Source organism: Paenibacillus sp. FSL R5-0701 (genome assembly GCF_037973995.1).
Lineage (GTDB): Bacteria > Bacillota > Bacilli > Paenibacillales > Paenibacillaceae > Paenibacillus.
In genome coordinates, this window is record NZ_CP150230.1 from 2956393 (window position 1) to 2978554 (window position 22162).

Here is a 22162-nt window from a genome sequence, read left to right on the forward strand (position 1 = left end):
AATCTCAATTAATGAGTGATGTATACATTGGAAAAAGTGAAACGAGGGGCGCGTATAGATGCAAGAGAAAGAAGCGACACAAGGATTTACACCGGAGATGATTGATACAATGGCCAGTATCTGGACACGTTCGATCATTACAATAATAGATGTACGTTTTCAGAATATAGCGTCACAATACCCGTTGGAGCAATACAAAATGCCTAGTAGCATGTTTATCTATGCATATGGGGGAGAAGCGCAAATCCAACTGAATGAAACCACATTTGCAATGGAACGCTTCGGTTTAGTTCACGGCGGGAAGGGGAGCCTGCTCAGTATTACGCCTAAAGAGGAGATGGTGAAGACCTTTATGGTGTTTTATAGAGCAGAATCACCTCTCTTTTTCAAGAAACATCTGCAGCAATTACTGGAGCAAGTCAATCCATTTGTTCAACATTTTGGATATACGCCAAGTAATCCCATCTTGCTACGCGATTGGTTCCAACGGATGATGAATGGCTGGAAACGTGGCAAAGCAATGGATCAGCTACAGGCCAAAAGTTTTTTATATCAATTGATTCATGAGGTGTACAGGGATTTGGAGGGTGGTGAGATTCGGTATCTCCAGCCTGATCCAGCCTCTTCTGCCAAGATATATCTCGATAAACATTACAGGGAGCCGATTATGTTTCAACAAATTGCCGATATGTTTGGGATCAGTGGTGGACAATTGACGCGGTTGTTCAAAAAAAGGGAAGGGATGAACTTACAGGAGTATCTCATTCAGAAAAGGATTGAAGCTGCCTGTCATGATTTGAAACATACAGAAGCAACGGTTAAAGAAATCGCAACAGGAGCTGGGTTCGCAGATGAGAAAAACCTGTTCCGCATGTTTAAGAAGCATTACAAGATGACGCCAAGTGATTATCGGAAAATAAACGCACTATCCATGCAGGTTGATGGTATTGATAATGATTCTCATCTCACTTACGATGAGAGGAAACTAGTGAGTCTAGTCAAGTCTTATAGAGATGGGGAATCAACGATGTTTGGATCATTAAGAAGTAAAGAAATGATTTTGGCGGCAGCGATAAGCATGATGCTCTTATTGACAGCATGTACGTCAGGGACGCCAGCGAATAATGGGGGAACGGCGAATACACCACCTGCGCAGACACAACAGGAAGGGTCGGAGACAAAAGCTTCAGAAGCAGTCACGCAGACCAGAACGATATCCACAATAAAGGGTGATGTTGAGGTGCCTAACAACCCTCAGCGAGTTGTAGTTGATTATTTGGTTGGTGATGTGGTAGCCCTAGGTGTAACTCCTTTAGGTGTGGCTAGAGCTGCACGGGGAGAGACAGAGCCAGTTTATGCTAACCAGATTACAGACTCCATAAAAGTAGCCATGGAGCCGGAAGATATCATGACGCTTGAGCCTGATCTTATCATTTTGGCATGGAGCGATGAGTCGTATGATGATTTATCCAAAATTGCCCCGACCATTTATGTTCCCTATGGTGATATGACTACAGAAGAGCGGATACAATTTATTAGCGATGTTTTGAACAAACAGGAAGAGGCTAAGGATGTTTTGAATGCTTATACCGGAAAAATCGAAGAAGCAAAGCTAGCCTTTCAGAATGCGGGCCTATCCGATGTAACGATTACGGTTGGAGAATTCAGTGATAAAAGTAACTACATAGCTGGAGCCAAGCATGCCGTTGGCGAGCTTGTTTACGATGAACTTCAATTGCAGGCACCTTCAAAAGTCCAAACGGATATTATCGATGCAGATAAATATTGGGGCGATGTCTCCATGGAAGTATTACCCGCTTACTCGGGGGATTATATGATCTTCTTAGGAGATGGAACAGTTGCTGGTGATAATGCAGTGTGGAATGCCATACCTGCTGTTCAACATGATCGGATCGTAAAGGTAGATTCTTCGCTATCTTGGTCCACCGACGTAATGACTTCCAGTGCATTGATTGATTATATTGTTAGTCAATTGCTGGCATTAGCTAAATAAGAGTTAGAACGAAATTTTAATTGAGCACTCCAAATTTTCAAACATGACCAGTCGAATTTATGGACGTTAATATCCATATTCGTTTGGATTGTCAATAGGTGATGAAAGGGAAATGAGATGAAAAGCAAGCCTGAACAAAAACGCCGTGGGGCGATGAACTTCACCATGTACATGGTAGTAGGGCTTGGATTAACGGTTCTCATGTCGGCGGCATCAATTATGTTTGGTGCTGCTGATATGAGGTTAGCAACGGTATGGGATGCTATTTTCCGATTTGATCCAATGCTCACTGAACATCAAATTATTCAAACCATGCGTCTCCCGCGTACCGTAGCTGATCTGATCGTTGGGTGCAGCCTTGCGGTATGTGGCGCTATCATGCAGGGGACGACGCGCAATCCGCTGGCTGACTCCGGGCTCATGGGGATTAGCTCTGGCGCAGCATTTGCAATTGCACTTTGCCTGGCCTTTCTGCCGGGTTATTCGTATTGGCAGATGATGTTGTTCGCTTGTCTGGGAGCAGCGATCGCCACTGGTATGACTTACTTTACCGCGTCACTGGGAAATCGCGGAATGACGCCTCAGCGGCTTGTGCTGGCAGGTCTGTCCATTTCAATGTTGTTTGGCGCACTCAGTCAGTACTTGGCGATCAATTATAACCTGGGCCGAGCATTAACATTCTGGACAGCGGGGGTCAAATGGGGTGAACTGCTGATTATCTCACCGCTCTTTGTTGGTGGTATAATGCTGGCACTGGCGCTGTCCCCTTCCGTTACATTGCTCAGTTTGGGAGATGATGTGGCAAGTGGACTCGGCATTCGTAGCGGATTGGTCAAGATTTTATCGACAATTATTGTACTCGTGCTGACTGGATTGGCTGTTGTTGTGGTTGGCCCGGTTGGTTTTGTGGGTCTGATTACCCCGCATATTGTGCGATATATGGTAGGTGTCGACTATCGATACATTATTCCGGCAGCGGCGTTATATGGTGCGTTGCTGACCGTATCGGCCGATTTGGCTGGACGTTTGATCAATAAACCGTTCGAAACGCCGATTGCCATTATATTTTCTATCATTGGTGTGCCGTATTTTCTCTTCTTGGCTCGAAGAAGACAAAGGAGGGAATATGAATGACCAAGCGGCGTTATACGGTGAAACGAGGTATTATCATCAATGTAGTGCTTATGGTGCTCATTCTTGTGTTTGCTATCATTAGTATGAATTCTGGCAAGATGAATCTTTCACCGCTAGAAGTGCTGAACGTTCTCGTGGGAAACGGTACCGATAAGCAAAATCTGATTGTGTTTGATTTTCGTCTGCCACGAATTGTACTTTCGATCTTGGTAGGTCTGGGAATGGGAGCGGCCGGGGTCGTGATGCAGAGTTTGCTGCGTAATGACATGGCTAGTCCGGGGACACTGGGAATTAGTTCGGGATCGGGTTTGTTTGTCCTGTTCTTCGTTGTATTCATTGCATCCACAGGAAAGAGTTCCTTTATTGCTCTGCCTCTGTTGGCTTTTGTTGGCGGACTATTGGCGGCGGGTTTGATCTTCTTATTATCGTATCGCCGCGGACGAGACATCTCACCAATCGGTTTGATCTTGACTGGGGTCGCGCTAGGAAGCGGGTATGGGGCGCTGACGACTTTCTTGACACTCAAGCTGGATGATTCGCAGATGAACTTCATGCTGTATTGGCTGGCGGGGATCCTATGGGGCGATGATTGGGGCTATATTTCCATACTGACACCATGGGTCTTGATCTTACTCGGCTATATTTTTTACAAGGCTCGCATACTGAATGCCCTCCATCTGGGCAATCAGACAGCACAGGGGCTTGGTGTTTCCGTGAAACGGCAGTTCTTGGGGTTATCAATCGCTGCTGTTGCTTTATCCTCTGGCAGTGTAGCCGTGGGGGGAAGCTTCTTTTTTGTTGGCTTGATCGCTCCGCATATGGCCAGAAAACTGGTCGGTCCCGATCACAAATTGCTCATTCCGGCTGCCAGCTTGGCCGGTGGACTAGTCGTGGTGTTGGCTGACACGATTACGCGCACGGTTAGCCTCATAGGAGATGTGCCGACAGGAATCGTTATTACAGTCATTAGTGTTCCATATTTTCTTTATTTACTAGCAAAAGCCAAATAACACAATCAATGATATGGTCTGAATATTTTGTAGAAAACGGTTGGTAGAACTGTGCGCTGCGTTTTAAAGCAGAATGCAAGATATGAAGTTCAACGATCGAAGCTAGCCTGCATTACCGCTATGCATCTTAATCAAATGCATATAAAAAAAGATGCCATTACGAAGATTCGTATTGGCATCTTTTGATTTTTACTCATTATTTTGATAGTCAAGTTGATTACTGGGAAATTATATCAGGATTTATATGGCAGGCTCATCCGACAGCTGGAACCGGGAAACGAAATACCAGATGAGCTCGCGACGTGAGGATACTTTGGTTTTGGCGAAAATGGATTTCAGATGATCCTGAACCGTGTACACAGAAATATGCATCGCGGCAGCAATCTCTTTGGAAGAATAGCTGCGCAGTACATAACCGAGCAGTTCCCGTTCTCGACTGGATAATCCATGGCTCTCGGCGAGCAAGGGCAGCAAATCCTGCGGCATTGCCTGCTCCAGGCGGATGGCTATCTGGTCCGGTCCCGCGAGCTGTTGCATGAGACTGGCATGAAGTATGAGGTAACGCCCATCCGGAAGTTGGATGCAAACTTTGGATGGTGAGTCGGGAGTGATCTGAGTGTCGTCAGCCCGTTCTGCCTGATTCTTGCGCTGCAAGTGGGAACTCACTGCACGTACCGGACGGGGCAGGACGTCTGGCCCTACATGTTCCAGCATACGTAACTGGGACAGCCAATAGTCAGCCGGGGAGTTCAAGGATATGAGTTGGAACGTATCCGTGGTGATCAGAATGCCTGGTTCCTCGGGACTGCTGCTCGTGATCTCATCCATCAGTGTCAGACTGGTGGACCGCAGCATGGATGCAATAGAAGCGGTCCAGGTCTGAATCATCAGCCGTTCCTCCTCTGTAAAGACAGGGTTTTCTGTCTTTCGATACAGGGTCAGGAATCCCCAACAAGCGTCTCCATTAACCAATACAGCGCGCAGTTCATCACCGAACCCCGCTGGCTGAAGAATGTTGATATAACGTGGGCTTTGTTCAGGCTGTGCGTTCACGGATGTGTGGAGTGTAGCTGTATGTTCACCGCTGCGAACTAATTCAGCGTATTTATGTATATCTTCTTCCATATATTCATTGATGAATAACCGATCATGAATGGCCTCAATGCCATCTTCTGTCACAGCTCCTGTGGAGAGAAGAGTCAGAGGATCAACGGTAGTGAAACAGTATGCGTCGTAAGATATAACCGTATGGATCTGCTTGAGAACAGCTCCCCGATAGGTACGTGAGGTCCAGGTTCCTTTTTCAAGAGAAGTGATAAGTCTGTGGTTCCGATCAATACGTGATGTCAACAAGATTACTCCTCTCTCTGTGCGCATATCCCAATGTTCTGGGATTGTAGGCTCGCCGTATCCTTCTATAATGAAATTAGACGAACAACGAGTCAAGTCTAACTTCAATTCAAGAGGAGTGCGGTGTCCATGAATCACAATCTATCACCGATGAGCTGGGAAACAGCAGATGTTCATCGTTACGAACAATCGATAGCCCTGAAAATTCCGGGTTATTCTCATATGCATGATCTAATGGAACGGCTGCTTGCAGCATCTTTTGCCGATAACAACGATATTCATATCCTTGTTGCCGGAGCGGGAGGGGGAAAAGAGATTGCTCTGCTCGGATCACGTAATGCCGCTTGGACATTAACTGGAGTAGATCCTTCACAGCCCATGCTGCAACTTGCTGAGAAACGAGTCGCGGAAGCAGGCATCGGTTCCAGAGTGAAGCTGCAACCTGTCACGGTTGAAGAATTGCCGGAGGATATTGTATATGATGGGGCGACAAGCATGCTCATGTTACATTTCCTTCAGGGGATGGAGGCCAAGAGAACGTTTCTGACCAGTCTCGCAGCAAGACTTAAACCGGGTGCACCACTGATCATTGCGGCTGTAAATGCTGATCTTCGTTCACCTGCACATCCAATCATGATGCAAGCTTGGAAGGATCACATGTTGAGTGTGGGCGTCCTTCCTGAAGAGTGGGAGCGCTTTGCTGCTTCCCTGGGCCGTGAATCCGATCCCATATGCTCTGAAGAGATGACTCAGCTACTGACCGAATGCGGTTTCTCACATATTACACGTTACTTCGGGGCGTTCTGGGTGGAGGGGTATTATGCAATTCGAAACTAACGTGAAGCCTATGAAAGATCAGATCTGGGTGGTTGGCGGTTATGGTCAAGTGGGGCAGATGATATGTACTCAACTGAGGAAATTGTTCCCGGGTAAAGTATGGGCTGCGGGTACACGCATGAACCGTGCGGAAGAATTCAGCAGGTCTACTGGTGGTGCTGTGCTGCCACTTCAACTGGATGTAACACGACCTGTAGAGCCATCCATGTTAAGGCCTGTGAAGCTGGTCATTATGTGTGTGGATCAGAGCGATACACGGTTTGTTGAAGCTTGCGCACAAGCCGGAACGGATTATATTGATATTTCTGCAAAATATGATTTTCTCGCCCAGGTGGAACAACTGCACACCAAAATGCAACGTTCCCAATCGACCGCGATCCTCAGCGTTGGCTTATCACCCGGAGTGACTAATTTGCTTGTACGCGAAGCGACCATGCATATGGATCAGGTGGAGGAAGCAGATATTACCGTAATGCTGGGACTTGGAGAGAAGCACGGGAAAGCTGCCGTGGAGTGGACCGTTGATCAGATGAATGCCACCTACCAAGTGATGCAAAAGGGCAAACTTGCTGAGGTACAAAGTTTTGGAGATGGCAAAAGGATTGATTTTGGAGCGGAATTGGGAAACCGGAAGGCCTATCGATTTAACTTTTCGGATCAGCATGTAGTTGCTCGGACGTTACGTATTCCAACCGTATCTACCAGACTCTGTCTGGACTCCCGCTGGATTACAGGTTCCATGGCGCTTTCCAAAAGTATAGGATTGTTTTCCTTGCTCCGTATCCCGTCTATTCGGAATGGAACAGTCAAGTCATTTGGCCTTATTCCCGGAGGAGAGCCAATGTATGCGGTCAAGGTCGATGCCGTAGGATGGGAAAATGGTGAGCAAATCCGCGTCGAACAACTACTGGTTGGCGCAAAGGAAGCAGATGCAACAGCGGCCGTGGCAGCAGCCGTGGCGGAACGCGTATATAGAACAAAGTCAGAGTTACCTCATGGTGTGTTTCATATTGAACAGTGTCTCTCTTTGCAGGACATTCAGGATGCACTTCCTACGCCGCTAAGCGTGATGACCACGATTACCTGAGTTCATGTTCTTTTGTTAGGACCCTCCGATCTGCTATGATGGAACAATAATCATGGCATGAATGGAGGGAGATCATGAACTGCGTTGCTGTATTACCTTATTACAAAGTGCAGAGGAAAGTGACGGGTCTCGCCCAAGAGATTGAGATGAATGCCCGCTCCATGATGCTGTATTCCGATAAAATCGTGACCAAATACCGCGAGTTCAACATCACGGAAGTGTTTGACATGTCATTTCGCCGTATGGGTGATGAAGGTGGATTTTTCTATCTGCACACAAGCACAGGAGTATATCCCTATATGGTCGAAATCGATCCTAAACCCTTTATACAAAGTTTCAGAAAGATGACGATCCAAAAATTAAAATGACTTGACCTTGCCGTTACGTAAAGGCTTACCCTCGGATAGGGAATGAACGACAACCAATCCAGAGGAGCCGTGAACGTCATGAGTATATTGATTCAGCAAGCTACGATTCTAACGATGAAAGATGCCGATGCCCCCTTTATGGGGGATATTCGTGTTGAGGGAGATCGCATTGTACAGATTGCGAACCACATTCCTCCTCAACCTGAAGATGAGATTATCGATGGCCGCAATAAGGTTGCCATGCCGGGCCTCATCAATGCACACCAACATACACCAATGAGCCTGCTCCGGGGATTCTCGGATGATCTGAAGCTGATGGACTGGCTCGAACGTAAAATGTTGCCTGCCGAAGCACGGATGAACCCGGAAGACATCTATTGGGGTGCCAAGTTATCCATCGCAGAGATGATCCGTTCGGGTACCACTGCTTTTGCGGATATGTATATCCATATGAATGAGATTGCAGATGCGGTTAAGCAAACGGGTATGCGGGCATCGCTTACACGTGGGATGGTATTCATGGAGGATGATGGGGGACGCAGATTGCAGGAGGCAATTGATCTTGTACAACGTTGGTCTGGAGCGGCCGATGGGCGGATTACAACCATGTATGGACCCCACTCACCCTATACATGTCCTGTAGAGCCGCTACGTGAAGTCATTGCTCTGGCTGTCAAGGAGGATATCCCGCTACATATTCATTTGGCTGAGACAAAGGAAGAAGTTGTGAAGATTCGTGAGCGCTATGGCATGACACCGACAGAGTATCTGGAAGAGGCGGGTATGTTCGAACAGGCACATGTGTTGCTTGCGCATGGTGTACACCTCAATCGCAGGGACATCGGCAGATTGAAGGGCATGCGCGGCGGTGTAGCACACAATCCAGTCAGCAATCTGAAGCTAGGGTGTGGAATTGCTCCAATTACTGAGATGTTGGCTCAGGGAATTAACGTGGGAATCGGAACGGATGGAGCGGGAAGTGCCACAACCGTGGATATGTTCGAGGAGATCAAAGCCGCGACTTGGCTGCAAAAGCTGGACTATGGCGATCCCACTCGCTTGCCAGCCAAGGACGTACTAAGCATGGCTACACGTGGAAGTGCTAGTCTGCTTGGTCTACAGGATGAAGTGGGTATGCTTGAGGTGGGTCGCAAAGCTGATCTGATCCTGATCGATCTGGTGAAACCACATCTTCAACCGGTACATGAGGTAGAATCGTTACTGGCTTACAGCGTAAATGGGGCGGACGTGGACACCACGATTGTGAATGGTCAGATCCTCATGAGAGGCAGAAAGCTGCTCACGATTGATGAGGATGAACTTTACCGTGAGGTGAAGGTTAGAGCCAAGCGGATTGTTGAGGGAATTTAATTTTAGGTGAATATGATCCGAACTGGAAAATGATTTGTGTTCAAAACGCTATGGAGGCTTACTCCATGGCGTTTTTTGTCGAATCAAAACTGGAAATAGTTCCATGGTCCTGTTCAGAATCGGTTCAGAATGGCTCGTTATACTGAGCATGTAGTTGTTCAAATTTGAAATGTACACGAGGAGGAACATGAATTGAAGGGGAAACAAAACAAAAAACGGCTTAAGCCGATATTGAAAAAAAGCATGTTGACTGCACTCGGGTTGGGCATTGCGTTGCCTATAGGTGGAGCGCTTCCTCAAGCTAACGCAGGAGAAATTGGCCCAGAGATTAACATTTCACGGCCTGTGCTCAACGACGGCATCCATTGGTTAAATTATTCATCGGAACAAAACGATCCTTCTTTTGTGTCCGGTGTACCCATCGAGGTAACGAACAATAGAGTTAGAATTGATTTGAGTACCCATTTACGATCTGATGAGTTTAGTATGCTCACAGCCAACTCAAGTGATAACAGTATAGCTAGGGTGTATGTAGAAACGATAGAAAATGAAAATATATTGGTTGTTATTCCTTACAAGAGCGGCAAAATCAACATCGAATTGAAAGCTCAATATACTGTATCTGATGTACCGGAAACGGTTACGGATAACTTTGAACTTAACATTAGTAAAAAAGGGGATGTAAATGCAGACGGAAAAGTGAATTCTGCGGATGCAGCAGAACTTTTGACTTATCTTCGTAATATGGTCAGTCGCCGCGGTTATTCTTATGTAGAGATGAACCGAATGGACGTGGATCGTAATGCGGAACCCACTTTGGGGGATATGAATGCGTTGTTAAACGGATATGCCAATAAAACACTTGGCGCAAAAAACAATGACTATGTGTTGACCTTTCAACAAGTGGACGATGCACCGTATGTGCTGAATGGTCAATTGAAGAATTACATGGAGAACGCAATTGCCACAGATTATGATTTAATGGATGTTGATGGTGATGTTATTGCTACTCCTTCTTATCAGTGGTATCGCGCAACAGACCCTTCAGGAGAAGATATGGTTCCAATAGAAGGGGAGACACGAGAACAGCATACCGTTACATCTGAGGACGAGGATCATTATCTTGTGCTCGAAGTGACTGCTCATTCCACTTCGGACGCGAATACGGAGCCTAGACGAGTATTCATTGTTGGAAAAGAAAAAATACAACGCCCTGATTAATTCATATTTTTTACTCTAGATAACAGTAACAATACTTTTCTATCTATACCAAACGATCTATCAATTGATACAGACATGGAGGCTAATACATGTTTCAACCGAAAAAGAAACGTCCAAGAATCAGAAGAACAATGTCAGGTCTCATCGCACTGACGTTACTCTCGTCTCTCGTATTCCCGAGTATAGCTGGGGCCGAGCCGGCAGAACCATCACAGGTGCAATTTGCAAATGTTAGTGTACAGGCGGGGCAGACGGTCCATGTCCCTGTTACATTAAAGCAGTCCTATTCTCAGGTTAGCGCTTATAATATGCAGATTGATTATGATACATCTGCCCTGGAAGTTGTCCGTATCACGCCTAAATCTGTCAGCACCATTAGCACATCTCCAGAAGAAACCGGTACAGGAGACTTCCAGTACGTAATTAATAACGAAGAAGGCTGGGTACGGATCATCTGGGTTGATTTCAATGCAGGTGAACGTTTGATTTCAGACGAACAGCAATTATTTGATATTGAGGTCAAAGCCAAAAGTAATGCGACTCCTGGAACAAAACAGCTCACAGTGGTGCAAAGCGATTCAGAACATTGGCTTTTTACAAATGTAGAACACAATAGTGGTGCTCAGTTGTCCGGTGGAACAATCACAATTACAGCAGCAAACTCAGGTGGCGACAATTCTGGCTCGACACCTACGCCGAATCCTGGTAACTCTTCAGGTGGAGGAGGAGGAAGTGTATCACCAACTTCACCAGTCGTTACCCCTGTTCCATCGACTCCGGCGGTAACCAAAGGCGTAGACATCTATGTGAACGGACAGAAACAGGAACAATCAGCGACAGCTACCACTTCAACGGTAAATAACCAGGTTACCACCACGGTTCATGTGGATAATGACAAAGTCATCAATCAGATTGGAAGTGGACTAAGAACGCTTTTGCTGCCGATTACAGGTACTGGTAAAGGTGCAGTTGTTGGTGAACTGAACGGCAAGTTGGTCAAAACAATGGAAGGAAGTAATGCCGAAGTTGTCATTCAGACTGACAGTGGTACGTACACCCTCCCAGCTAATCAGATTCAGGTAGATCAGGTTCTGAACCAATTCGGAAGCACCGTTCCATTGGAAGATATCACAATTCAAATCGCTATTGCGCCTAGTGCCACATCCAAGCAAACAGCAATTCAGGCCGCAGCGGATAAGCTGGAGAACACAACGGTGATCGCAGCTCCGATTGATTTTGAGGTAAAAGCGATCTGGAATGGACAGCAAGTTAATGTGCATCGTTTCAACTCTTATGTAGAGCGCTCGATTACTTTGCCAGAGGGTGTCGATGGTTCAAAGATCACGACAGGGGTTGTGCTTCAGTCAGATGGCAGCCTTCTGCATGTACCGACCAAGGTTATCAAAGGTAACGTGCAAGATTCTGCTATTATTAACAGCTTGACGAACAGTACTTATGCGCTGATCTATCATCCGGCAACATTCAGCGATGTATCAAGTCACTGGAGTCGTGATGACGTACAGGATCTGGCATCCCGTCTGATCGTACAAGGTACTGGTGAGAACGTGTTTGCGCCAGACCGGAGTATTACGCGGGCAGAGTTTACGGCTGTTTTGTTAAGAGGTTTGGGTCTGCACGCACCGCGCAGTGCAGAAACGGCATCGTTCACGGATGTGAAGACGGGCAGCTGGTATGAGGATGAGGTTGAGACGGCAGTGTCCTACGGACTGATCTCAGGTTATACTGACGAGAGCTTCCGTCCGAACAGCGAAATTTCTCGTGCTGAAGCGCTGACCATTGTGTCACGTGCGATGAAACTGGTCGGTCTGGCACAGGCCGACGCGTCAGAGACAACAAGTCTGCTGAGCACATACAGCGATAGCGCTAAAGTACAGGCATGGGCAGCAGAGCCGGTTGCATCGGCGATTAAACAAGAGCTGGTACAAGGTGCTGATGGCAAACTGATGTCAGATGCAGACATTAGTCGTGCACAGTCGGCGGCGATTGTGAAAAGGTTACTTGCAAAAGCTGGACTAATCTAATCAAATTTCTGGACACCTACACTTACTTGAAATGATTTATTTCAAGCAAGCTGTAGGTATTTTTTTTACATATAACTTGTGTTCGAACTTCCTCTTATAGGTACAATGGTCCAGTTCATTATCAGTTCATACTGATTTGTTACGATATGAACATCAAATAGATAGATATTGTGCATGATCAGGAGAGGAAGAGATCCATATGAAAATACTTGAAGTTAAAAATGTGAAGAAATCATACACGTTATATGGAAAAGAAAAAGTTCCAGTACTCCACGGTTTGAACCTGAGTTTTGAGACGGGAGAGTTCGTCTCGATCCTTGGCGAATCTGGGTGCGGTAAGTCGACCCTGATGAATATCATTGGTGGCATGGACTCCGACTATGAAGGGGACGTCCTTGTTCGTGGCAAGAACTTAAGTTCCATGACGGAGAAGGAAATGGATGATTATCGGAAGAATAATATCGGCTTTGTCTTTCAAAATTTCAATCTGATCCCGCATCTGTCTGTCCTCGAAAATGTAACGATTGCGATGCAAATGACAGATACGAATGAGAAGGATCGCAATAAACGTGCCGTTGATATTTTGACAGAGGTCGGACTGAAGGATCATCTGAACAAACGTCCCAACCAGTTATCTGGCGGTCAGAAGCAACGGGTTTCCATCGCACGGGCATTATCCAACAATCCGGACATTATTCTTGCTGATGAACCGACGGGTGCTCTGGATAGGGAAAACGGAGATCAAATTCTCGCTCTGCTGGACAGTATAGCCAAGAAGGGAATGCTGGTGATTGCTGTAACTCACTCGCAGAAAGTTGCTGACTCCGGTACACGTATTGTGAAGGTTGAAGAGGGGCGCATTAGTGACGATATTCACCTGAAAGATCCTTCTACGGCTGTTTACGAGAGTGGGAAGGATTCTTCCCGGAGCCTGAGCTTGCTTGCTTCATTCAAGATGGCACTTAAAAATATGAAACTCAACGGCAAGCGTAATGTACTGGTCGCTTTGGGTGGATCTATAGGTATATTAAGTGTACTCCTGATGCTCTCCTTGGGGAACGGGATAACAACGTATATGAATGACGAAATCAATTCAAGTATGGACCCTTTGCTCGTGGATATAACAAAGCCGAGTGAAGAAGCCAAGGATATGCAAGGTCCTGAGGCCTTGATGGCACCAGGTGAACCGTTCACCGAAGCTGATGTTGAGACGATTCGCAATTTTCCTAATGTGGATCATGTAGAAACAATTACAACTATTACAGGCAAATCCACGATGGTGAATGAAAAACAAAGTGTAGGACTTACACAGTTAACAACGTTAACGGATTCTTTTGATCCAGCATTGATGACAACAGGGGTCCTTCCTGTAGAAAATGAGATGTTGTTACCTCTCGATACGGCGAAACAATTAAGCGGAAATGACCAAGCTGAATCCATGATCGGCAAGTCCGTGTTTCTATATATCAATGAGATGGATGGCAATAATAAACCAGTGACTTTGGAGAAAGAAGTAACGATCTCAGGGATCTACGAAGCGGCAGATCCGCAATCTCCAATGCAACAATCCCCAGGATACATTTCATCAGAAACGCTGGAGCAAATGTATACAGACAAAGGAATAACGATCGGGCCGATTCAGGTAAACGCCTATGCTACCGATATGAAATATGTAAATGAAATCAATGAAGCTGCTGTTGACGCTGGTTTCGCAGGCTCCCAAATGGCCAAAATCATGGAGAATATCACGACATATGTAAGTATGGCTTCCATTGTACTCGCAGGTATTGCAGGCATTTCGTTGATCGTATCCGGTATTATGATATTGGTTGTACTCTATATTAGTGTCGTGGAACGGACAAAGGAGATCGGCATTCTTCGGGCGATTGGAGCAAGAAAGAAAGATATCAAGCGAATATTCTTCTCCGAATCTGCCTTATTAGGCGTATTTAGTGGTATTATTGCGGTAATCTTTGCAGTGATCATCAGTTATGTATTAAACATTCTTTTGGACAATGCGTTTGGAGCCAAACTCATTAATCTCTCGGGATATTATATCTTGTTTGGTATCGTGGTAAGTACAGCGATTAGTATTGTTGCGGGTTTGATGCCATCATCAAAAGCGGCGAAGCTGGACCCGATGGAATCCTTACGATACGAATAAAACCAATTGCGGAAAGGATAATGGCTACATGAACACAATTCTGGTGGTGGACGATGATTCCCATATCCGCAAATTAATCCGAATCTATCTTGAAAAGAATCAATTCTCCGTGCTGGAAGCACCAGACGGTCAAGAGGCGTTAGATATCCTCTCGCATACGAAAGTTGATCTGGCGATTGTGGATGTGATGATGCCACGAATAGACGGTATTGAACTGACGGAAGATATTCGGTCTTATCTGGATATCCCAATTCTGATGGTGACTGCCAAGGGAGAATCCAAGGACAAAGTCAGAGGATTTAATGCCGGGTCAGACGATTACCTGGTTAAACCGTTTGATCCTGTGGAGTTAATCCTGCGTGTAAAATCATTACTGAAACGATATAACAAAAGTTCATCAAACATGATTCAGGTCAGCGGTGTAACGATTGATTTGGGCAATCTGATGGTCATTGCGGACGGACAAACTATCGAATTGAAAAAGAAGGAATGTGAATTGTTATTTTCTCTGGCGAGTTCGCCAGGGAAAATATTCACACGTACACAGCTTATAGATGACATATGGGGCATCGATTACGAAGGAGATGAGCGTACAGTTGATGTACATATCAAGCGGTTAAGGGAGCGACTTGAACCTGTACCTGAGTTAGTGATCTCAACTATCAGAGGACTCGGTTATCGCTTGGATCGGGCATGAAAATGTTTAGGAAAAGCCTGCGACTTCGCATCGTAGCTACGTTTATCGGGATTGTTCTGGTAAGTTTAATTCTCTCCTTTATGATAAATAACGGGTCCCAGGAAAAGACACCGAATCGTTTTATGGTTACTTTTGCTGAAGACCTCGCTACACTGATTAACCTGATCGATGATCCGGAAAAAGTGAAATCAAGCTTGGATATTTTTGCTCGCTACGGCTTGAATATCACTCCCGTGAATGAACAAAGTGAAGTGTTATCTTCCTTGCCAGAGGACAAAGTTCATTCGTTATTTGATTCGGGTACAACGGATGCCATTTTTCTGTCCAGTAAAGATGGAGTCGCGACCATAGGTGTTCCTGGAACAAAAGAGGGGATTGGCACATTTCTGATTCAAAGTGATTTCTCCTCTCTTTTTCATACACTGAGAAACACGCTCTTAACCTCACTGTTAACGGTTCTGGTCATTGGCAGCTTATTAATCCTGTTCATGTCTGGGTATATTGTGAAACCGATTAAGAGATTAACGGTTGCGGCGAAGGAGATGTCATCAGGTGACCTGTCGGTCCGCCTGAAACACAATAATAAGGATGAGTTTGGGGAACTGATGGAGAGTTTTAATCATATGGCCAGTGAGTTGCAAAAAATCGATTCGGTTCGTGATGACTTTGTCAGCAACGTCTCTCATGAAATGCAGTCTCCGCTCACATCAATTAGAGGATTTACCAGAGCACTACAAGATGGTGTTATACCATTAGAAGAGCAGAAAGAGCATCTGGATATTATCTATGAGGAAACGCTGCGCTTATCAAGGCTCAGTGATAATCTGCTTCGGCTAGCCTCGCTGGATTCGGAGCATCATCCGGTTCATTTCACCACATTCCAGTTGGATGAACAATTAAGAAGGGCGATTTTACTGGCAGAGCCGCAGTGGTCACAGAAGGACATACAGATCGAACTGGATTTGTTGCCCTGCGAGATCACAGTGGACAAAGATTTGTTTGATCAGGTCTGGCAAAATTTAATAAACAATGCGATCAAATACACAGGTCCTAAAGGTACCATTCATGTCGAAATTGAGACGTCTTCTTCACATGTGAAGATATTGATTAGAGATTCAGGACAAGGTATACCTGAGGACGCCCTTCCGTATATCTTTGATCGATTCTACATGGTGGACAAAGCACGGAGCAGCTCGCTTCGAGGGAATGGATTAGGGTTGTCCATTGTGATTAAAATATTGAAGTTGCATCAATGTAAAATTGATGTAGAGAGCGAAGTAGGAAAAGGAACGCAGTTTATTGTCACGATTCCCAGATCGACCATTACACCTTAAGGCAAGTCAGAACAGAGAGAGCAATATGGAAACAATCGGTCCCTGTACGTTCAGGATTCAGATTGCTGCCATATTGCTTTTTTTGATATCTGTATTCGCGACAAAATTTCACATATAGTTTTGTTTAGCAGAGGATCATTTGTTAAAATAGAAGAGACGTTATGTGAATCTATGAACTTAATCAATTTATCATACACAGAATGGAGCCATCCAATGAAATATCGCAACATGGAAGATTGTATTAACGATCTGGAGCAGCACGGTCATTTGATTCGGGTCAAAGAAGAGGTTGATCCTCATCTGGAGATGGCAGCGATCCACATGAAAGTGCACGAGGCTAAAGGCCCGGCATTGTTATTCGAAAATGTAAAAGGCTCAAAGTTCCAGGCCGTATCGAATCTGTTCGGCACGGTGGAACGAAGCAAGTTCATGTTCCGCGGTACGCTGGAAGGCGTACAACGGGTCATGGCTGTTCGTGACGATCCCATGAAGGCGCTTAAGACGCCATTTCAGCATGTCCGTACAGGTCTTGCTGCGTGGCAGGCGCTGCCAAAACAGAAATCTATCAGCCTACCCGTGTCGGCGCAAGAGATTCAAATCTCGGACTTGCCGCTCATCAAACACTGGCCTATGGACGGTGGGGCATTTGTGACGCTACCACAGGTTTATTCGGAAGATCCGGACAAACCAGGAATCATGAATTCAAACTTGGGGATGTACCGGGTTCAACTGGATGGTAATGATTTTGAAATGAACAAGGAAATAGGGTTACACTATCAGATTCATCGCGGAATCGGTATACATCAAGCCAAAGCGGTCAAAAAGGGAGAACCACTGAAAGTGAGTATTTTCATTGGGGGTCCACCTGCACATACACTTTCAGCAGTTATGCCTTTGCCTGAAGGACTTAGTGAGATGACATTTGCCGGTCTGCTCGCTGGACGTCGCTTCCGGTACAGTTACAAGGACGGATATTGTATCAGTAATGATGCTGATTTTGTCATCACGGGTGATATCTATCCAGGCGAGACAAAACCCGAAGGTCCGTTCGGGGATCATCTGGGCTATTACAGTCTGACACATGAATTCCCGTTAATGCGTGTGCATAAAGTCTATGCCAAACCGAATGCCATCTGGCCGTTTACGGTTGTTGGTCGTCCGCCGCAAGAGGATACGGCGTTTGGCGATTTAATTCATGAGATTACGGGAGACGCGATTAAACAGGAGATTCCTGGTGTCAAAGAAGTGCATGCGGTCGATGCGGCAGGGGTCCATCCATTGCTGTTTGCAATCGGCAGTGAACGTTACACGCCGTATCAGGCGGTGAAGCAGCCGACAGAGTTGCTCACGATTGCCAATCGCATTTTGGGTACGGGTCAGCTCAGTCTGGCAAAGTACCTGTTTATTACCGCTGAGGATCAGCAGCCTCTGGACACCCATAAGGAAGTTGAATTCCTGACCTATATCTTGGAACGTATGGACATGCAGCGGGATATTCATTTCCATACCCATACTACGATTGATACACTCGATTATTCGGGTACAGGACTGAACAGCGGCAGCAAGGTCGTTTTTGCAGCATATGGCGACAAGGTTCGAGAGTTGTGCACGGAGGTTCCGGAGTCTTTGAAAAACATTCGTGGTTATGAGAATCCACAGCTCATCATGCCGGGTATCGTTTCGATCCAGACATCGGCCTTTACGAGTTATGCGGATACAGCACAGGAGATGCAAGCATTCACGTCTCTATTGAAGGAACAGGGAGGTCTGAACTCGTGTCCAATGATCATTCTATGTGACGACAGTTCGTTCCTGAGTGCTAACCTCAGCAACTTCTTATGGGCAACCTTTACTCGCAGCAACCCTTCACATGACATGTATGGGGTTAATAGCGGATATGACCACAAGCATTGGGGCTGTGATCAGGTGATTATTGATGCACGTACCAAACCTCACCAGGCACCGCCGCTGATTCCTGATCCTTCGGTGGAAAAGAGCATTGAACGTTTATTTGTAAAAGGTGCTAGTCTGGGTTCGATCAAATTCTAATTTGAGATGTCTTGAAGAAGTTCAAACGTAGCGTTTGAACTTCTTTGGCTTACTCTGGTACGGCAATGAGGCACAAAAGTGTGCAAAAGTTTAAAACCGGGACTAATTTGGATATTGGAGTGAGGATAAAGTCTTAGGTGTTCGTATTTACCATTATGATTAAGGTCGTTTGAACTATGTATGAAATGAAGAATTATAACGATATAAAGAAGTATAGGTATTTTTGTGGCCCCGTTCCGTTGGGTGCTGTTACTATAATGAATTGTTCAGGGGGAATACCGATTTGAGAATCCATATTATGAACCTGCAAGACGGAGACCGTCTAACTGCAGATACATTCAGCGATGCAGGATTACACGTTCTCGGGAAGGGAACTGTGATCAAAGGTGAGGATATCACCTTGCTTATGCAGCACCGTGTAGATTATGTAGATATTGAATCACGCGAAGAAGAAATCACTGAAGCAGAATTTTTTGCTGCAGCGGCAAAACATGCTTCCGGGATAACTACGAAGGAAGAACCGCCTGAAGAAGAGCTGAAGTCCCAATTTATTCAGACTGTACATAATTATCAAAATGCTTTTCTCGAAGCTCTGACCGTTGGCAAGTTCAACGCCACCATGGTGGATGATGCACTGCAACCGATGGTTGAGGGACTGGATGAGCAGAAAGATGTCGTTCATCTCCTGATGATGCTGGAGCGGGATGACGTTAATAACTATACACATTCAATCCAGGTAGGATTGTTGTCCTTCTACCTTGCGAACTGGCTTGGATATTCTCAGAAGGAGAGTTATCAGATTAGTCGCGGTGGTTATCTGCATGACATTGGAAAGTGCAAAGTATCCCACCGGATTCGGAACAAAACAGAACCGTTGACGGTGGATGAGCAGCTTGAAATGCAGCGTCACACCATATATGGCCATGAAATTATCAAAAATTCGATGACGGATGAAGTGACAGCGCTGGTTGCTCTGCAACATCACGAGCGGGAAGATGGTTCGGGTTATCCGATGCAACTGGAGAAAAGTGAAATTCATCCCTATACCCAGATTGTATCTGTAGCGGATATCTATATAGGTATGAGATCCGGGAATCACGGAGGAAGCAATCCAAATCTGATCAACAACCTTAGAGATATCTATGGAATGGGATTTGGTAAATTGAATGAAAAACCGGTTCAGGCATTGATGCAGCATTTGCTTCCTAATTTCATCGGGAAACAGGTTCTGCTCAGCAATGGAGAAAAAGGTGTGATTGTCATGAACAATACATCTGATATTTTCAAACCGCTCATCAAAGTGGAGTCTGAAGAATATCGCGATCTCTCCAAAGAGCGTACGCTTGCCATTGATGAATTGCTTATTTAATCTAAATATGATCTGTATTCCTTACTTATATTGAGAACGGGCCTCCTGTACGAAGACAGGGGACCCGTTTTTTGTTATATCATCCTAGATGTGTTGTTCGACCAAGGAAGCAAGCGTATACTTTGCAAAGACCTTATTTTTCCTGCCAAGGAGCGATCGCCATGATTGAAGTTTCAACCGAGATTACGATACATGCCTCGATTGAACGGTGCTTTGACTATGCCCGGGATATTGATGTACATACTCAGACCGTCTGGCAACATACGAGAGAGCGAGCAGTTGCAGGGGTAACCACAGGAAGAATTGGAGCAGGGGATACAGTTACATTTCAGGCTACTCATTTTGGGGCCAAGCAGAAGCTGAAGTCCCGAATTGTGCTGTTTGAACGACCTTTCCTCTTTGTGGATCAGATGGAGAAAGGGGCTTTTAAGAGCATGCGACATGAACATCATTTTAGCGTAATTGGGGATCAGATGACTTGCATGAGAGACACACTTCGATTCGAAGCCCCACTTGGATTGCTGGGATGGGCAACGGAGCGACTAGTGCTGAAGAGATACATGCAGGCATTTCTGGAGGATCGTAATCGTAAGCTCAAAGATATGCTTGAGCAGTAGCCAGAATTGAAGGGATAGAGGAGAGAAGACATTTGATGGATAATGAATATTTTGTAGGTTGGGGCACACTTGCCTTGATTAATGCGGGACTGGCTCAGGGAAAAAACAGAAGTGGCCGGAACTGGTTTCTGATTTCCCTGTTGTTTGGTCCGTTGGCAACTCTCTTTATTGTGGTGTGGAATAAACTGGACTAATTCAACGATCGAGATTCCGATGCATATAACGATCGATCATCCAGAATACAAGGGCTACTGCACTAACGCCAGCACCTAACCAGCATACGGCTGTCCAGCCCGCCCATGCATACACTTGGGTAGAAACGATGGAGCCAATCGCACTGCCGATGGAATAAAAGATCATATAAGCTGCCGTCAAGCGGCTCTGTGCTTCGGGGCGAACTTCGTAGATCAGGCTCTGGTTGGTAACATGTACGGCCTGCACGGCGAGATCGAGCAGGATAACACCTAGGATCAGGAACCAGAGAGAATGATGGACATAACCGATGGGCAGCCAGGATAAGAGCAGAATGACAAGGGCGACACCGGTTGTTTTCTGCCCAAGGCCCCGATCGGCGAGTTTACCTGCACGGGCAGCGGCCATTGCTCCAGCCGCTCCTGCAAGACCGAATGCACCTATGACCGTATGAGACAGGGACAGTGGAGGGCTACTTAGTGGCAGTACCATGGCAGTCCACAAGATGCTGAAGGCTGTAAAAATCAGCATGGCGAGCACACCTCGTACTCGTAACACGCGCAACTCACGGTACAGTTGCAAGACAGAACCGAGTAACTGGATATAACTTTGTTTTACTTGTGGGGATTGTTGCCTTGGGAGAACAAAAAATAAGGCGACAATTCCGAGTAATGTAAGGCTGGCAGAGAATAGATATACCGACCTCCACCCGAGCATATCGTTCAGCGTACCTGCAACCGTTCGTGCAAGTAAAATGCCAATGACGATTCCGCTGGTTACCAACCCGACAATGCGACCACGTTCGGAAGGGGCTGCCAAGTGTGCAGCAAAGGCAACGAGCGTTTGCGTAATGACGGCTAATAAACCAACGACAGCCATCCCCATGAACAACAGGGAACTGGATTGTGCGGTTCCTACGAGAACCAATGCAAGTACGGATAAGAGCATTTGAATGATGATCAGCTTGCGGCGATTTAAGAGGTCACCAAGCGGAACAAGAAGGAACAGCCCCAAGGCATAACAGATTTGAGTCACTGTGATGACAATCCCTATGGATGATGGCGAGAGACTGAATTCTTGAGCGATGGAGTCCAGCAGAGGCTGAGCATAATAAATATTGGCGACCGCAAGTCCGCTGCACACGGCAAAAAGAAGAGCAACTAACCGTGACATGGCAGGACGATCCTTATTGGATAATTGTGCATCTGGAGAAGAAGTTTGCATGAGTATTTGTCACCTTTCTATTATGTACTGATCGGTATGTTATGTTTCGGAATAACCATACTTTATTTGCGTGAATTCTGTC

General features: G+C 45.9%; 18 protein-coding genes. 16 read left to right on the forward strand and 2 right to left on the reverse strand.

The features are described from left to right. Positions 1 to 58 precede the first annotated feature (58 nt). The 3 genes from MKZ13_RS13280 to MKZ13_RS13290 all read left to right on the forward strand — a co-directional run bounded on the left by MKZ13_RS13280 (position 59) and on the right by MKZ13_RS13290 (position 4158). The gene (locus MKZ13_RS13280) at positions 59 to 2014 is read left to right on the forward strand and encodes an AraC family transcriptional regulator (RefSeq protein ID WP_221819609.1); all 1956 of its coding nucleotides are present in this window, start codon (positions 59 to 61) and stop codon (positions 2012 to 2014) included. Positions 2015 to 2131: 117 nt separating this feature from the next. Then, positions 2132 to 3148, forward strand: coding sequence for an iron ABC transporter permease (locus tag MKZ13_RS13285; RefSeq protein ID WP_339184556.1), 1017 nt, complete (start codon positions 2132 to 2134; stop codon positions 3146 to 3148). Beyond that, positions 3145 to 4158 carry an iron ABC transporter permease gene (locus MKZ13_RS13290; RefSeq protein ID WP_221819607.1) on the forward strand — a complete coding sequence of 338 codons (1014 nt, stop codon included), beginning with the start codon at positions 3145 to 3147 and terminating at the stop codon, positions 4156 to 4158. The genes MKZ13_RS13285 and MKZ13_RS13290 overlap by 4 nt, the downstream gene beginning before the upstream one ends. Positions 4159 to 4398: 240 nt before the next feature. Here the strand turns inward: MKZ13_RS13290 and MKZ13_RS13295 are convergent, their stop codons facing one another. Next, positions 4399 to 5535, reverse strand: coding sequence for a LuxR C-terminal-related transcriptional regulator (locus MKZ13_RS13295; RefSeq protein ID WP_339184560.1), 1137 nt, complete (start codon positions 5533 to 5535; stop codon positions 4399 to 4401). Between the two features lie 102 nt (positions 5536 to 5637). Here MKZ13_RS13295 and MKZ13_RS13300 point away from each other — a divergent pair, with 102 nt between their 5' ends. The 13 genes from MKZ13_RS13300 (at position 5638) to MKZ13_RS13360 (ending at position 20858) form a co-directional block, all read left to right on the forward strand. Next, positions 5638 to 6345, forward strand: a complete 708-nt coding sequence (locus MKZ13_RS13300; RefSeq protein WP_339184563.1) for a class I SAM-dependent methyltransferase — start codon at positions 5638 to 5640, stop codon at positions 6343 to 6345. Beyond that, positions 6329 to 7432 carry a saccharopine dehydrogenase NADP-binding domain-containing protein gene (locus MKZ13_RS13305; RefSeq protein WP_339184566.1) on the forward strand — a complete coding sequence of 368 codons (1104 nt, stop codon included), beginning with the start codon at positions 6329 to 6331 and terminating at the stop codon, positions 7430 to 7432. Before MKZ13_RS13300 ends, MKZ13_RS13305 begins: the two co-directional genes overlap by 17 nt. 74 nt (positions 7433 to 7506) lie before the next feature. After that, positions 7507 to 7800, forward strand: coding sequence for a hypothetical protein (locus MKZ13_RS13310; RefSeq protein ID WP_221819603.1), 294 nt, complete (start codon positions 7507 to 7509; stop codon positions 7798 to 7800). 78 nt (positions 7801 to 7878) lie between these two features. Next, a complete protein-coding gene (locus MKZ13_RS13315; RefSeq protein WP_221819602.1) occupies positions 7879 to 9171 on the forward strand; it encodes an amidohydrolase in 1293 nt (430 codons plus the stop codon). A 192-nt stretch (positions 9172 to 9363) separates the two neighbouring features. Beyond that, a complete protein-coding gene (locus MKZ13_RS13320; protein WP_339184570.1) occupies positions 9364 to 10392 on the forward strand; it encodes a dockerin type I domain-containing protein in 1029 nt (342 codons plus the stop codon). Between the two features lie 89 nt (positions 10393 to 10481). After that, positions 10482 to 12434, forward strand: coding sequence for an S-layer homology domain-containing protein (locus tag MKZ13_RS13325; RefSeq protein WP_339184573.1), 1953 nt, complete (start codon positions 10482 to 10484; stop codon positions 12432 to 12434). 199 nt (positions 12435 to 12633) lie between these two features. Then, positions 12634 to 14598: an ATP-binding cassette domain-containing protein gene (locus tag MKZ13_RS13330; protein ID WP_339184575.1), complete on the forward strand. Its 1965-nt coding sequence runs from the start codon at positions 12634 to 12636 to the stop codon at positions 14596 to 14598. 28 nt (positions 14599 to 14626) lie between these two features. After that, on the forward strand, positions 14627 to 15295 hold the full coding sequence (locus MKZ13_RS13335) for a response regulator transcription factor (RefSeq protein ID WP_339184577.1): 669 nt from the start codon (positions 14627 to 14629) through the stop codon (positions 15293 to 15295). An 80-nt stretch (positions 15296 to 15375) separates the two neighbouring features. Next, a complete protein-coding gene (locus MKZ13_RS13340) occupies positions 15376 to 16629 on the forward strand; it encodes a HAMP domain-containing sensor histidine kinase (RefSeq protein WP_339184579.1) in 1254 nt (417 codons plus the stop codon). 213 nt (positions 16630 to 16842) lie between these two features. After that, positions 16843 to 18678: a UbiD family decarboxylase gene (locus MKZ13_RS13345; RefSeq protein WP_339184581.1), complete on the forward strand. Its 1836-nt coding sequence runs from the start codon at positions 16843 to 16845 to the stop codon at positions 18676 to 18678. 283 nt (positions 18679 to 18961) lie between these two features. Next, a complete protein-coding gene (locus MKZ13_RS13350; RefSeq protein ID WP_076214705.1) occupies positions 18962 to 20047 on the forward strand; it encodes an HD domain-containing protein in 1086 nt (361 codons plus the stop codon). A 161-nt stretch (positions 20048 to 20208) separates the two neighbouring features. Continuing rightward, positions 20209 to 20664: an SRPBCC family protein gene (locus MKZ13_RS13355; RefSeq protein WP_339184585.1), complete on the forward strand. Its 456-nt coding sequence runs from the start codon at positions 20209 to 20211 to the stop codon at positions 20662 to 20664. Positions 20665 to 20696: 32 nt separating this feature from the next. Next, positions 20697 to 20858 carry a hypothetical protein gene (locus MKZ13_RS13360; RefSeq protein WP_155985038.1) on the forward strand — a complete coding sequence of 54 codons (162 nt, stop codon included), beginning with the start codon at positions 20697 to 20699 and terminating at the stop codon, positions 20856 to 20858. 1 nt (position 20859) lies between these two features. On the opposite strand, the gene MKZ13_RS13365 is transcribed toward MKZ13_RS13360, so the two are convergent. Beyond that, positions 20860 to 22080 carry an MFS transporter gene (locus MKZ13_RS13365; RefSeq protein WP_339184587.1) on the reverse strand — a complete coding sequence of 407 codons (1221 nt, stop codon included), beginning with the start codon at positions 22078 to 22080 and terminating at the stop codon, positions 20860 to 20862. Positions 22081 to 22162 lie beyond the last annotated feature (82 nt).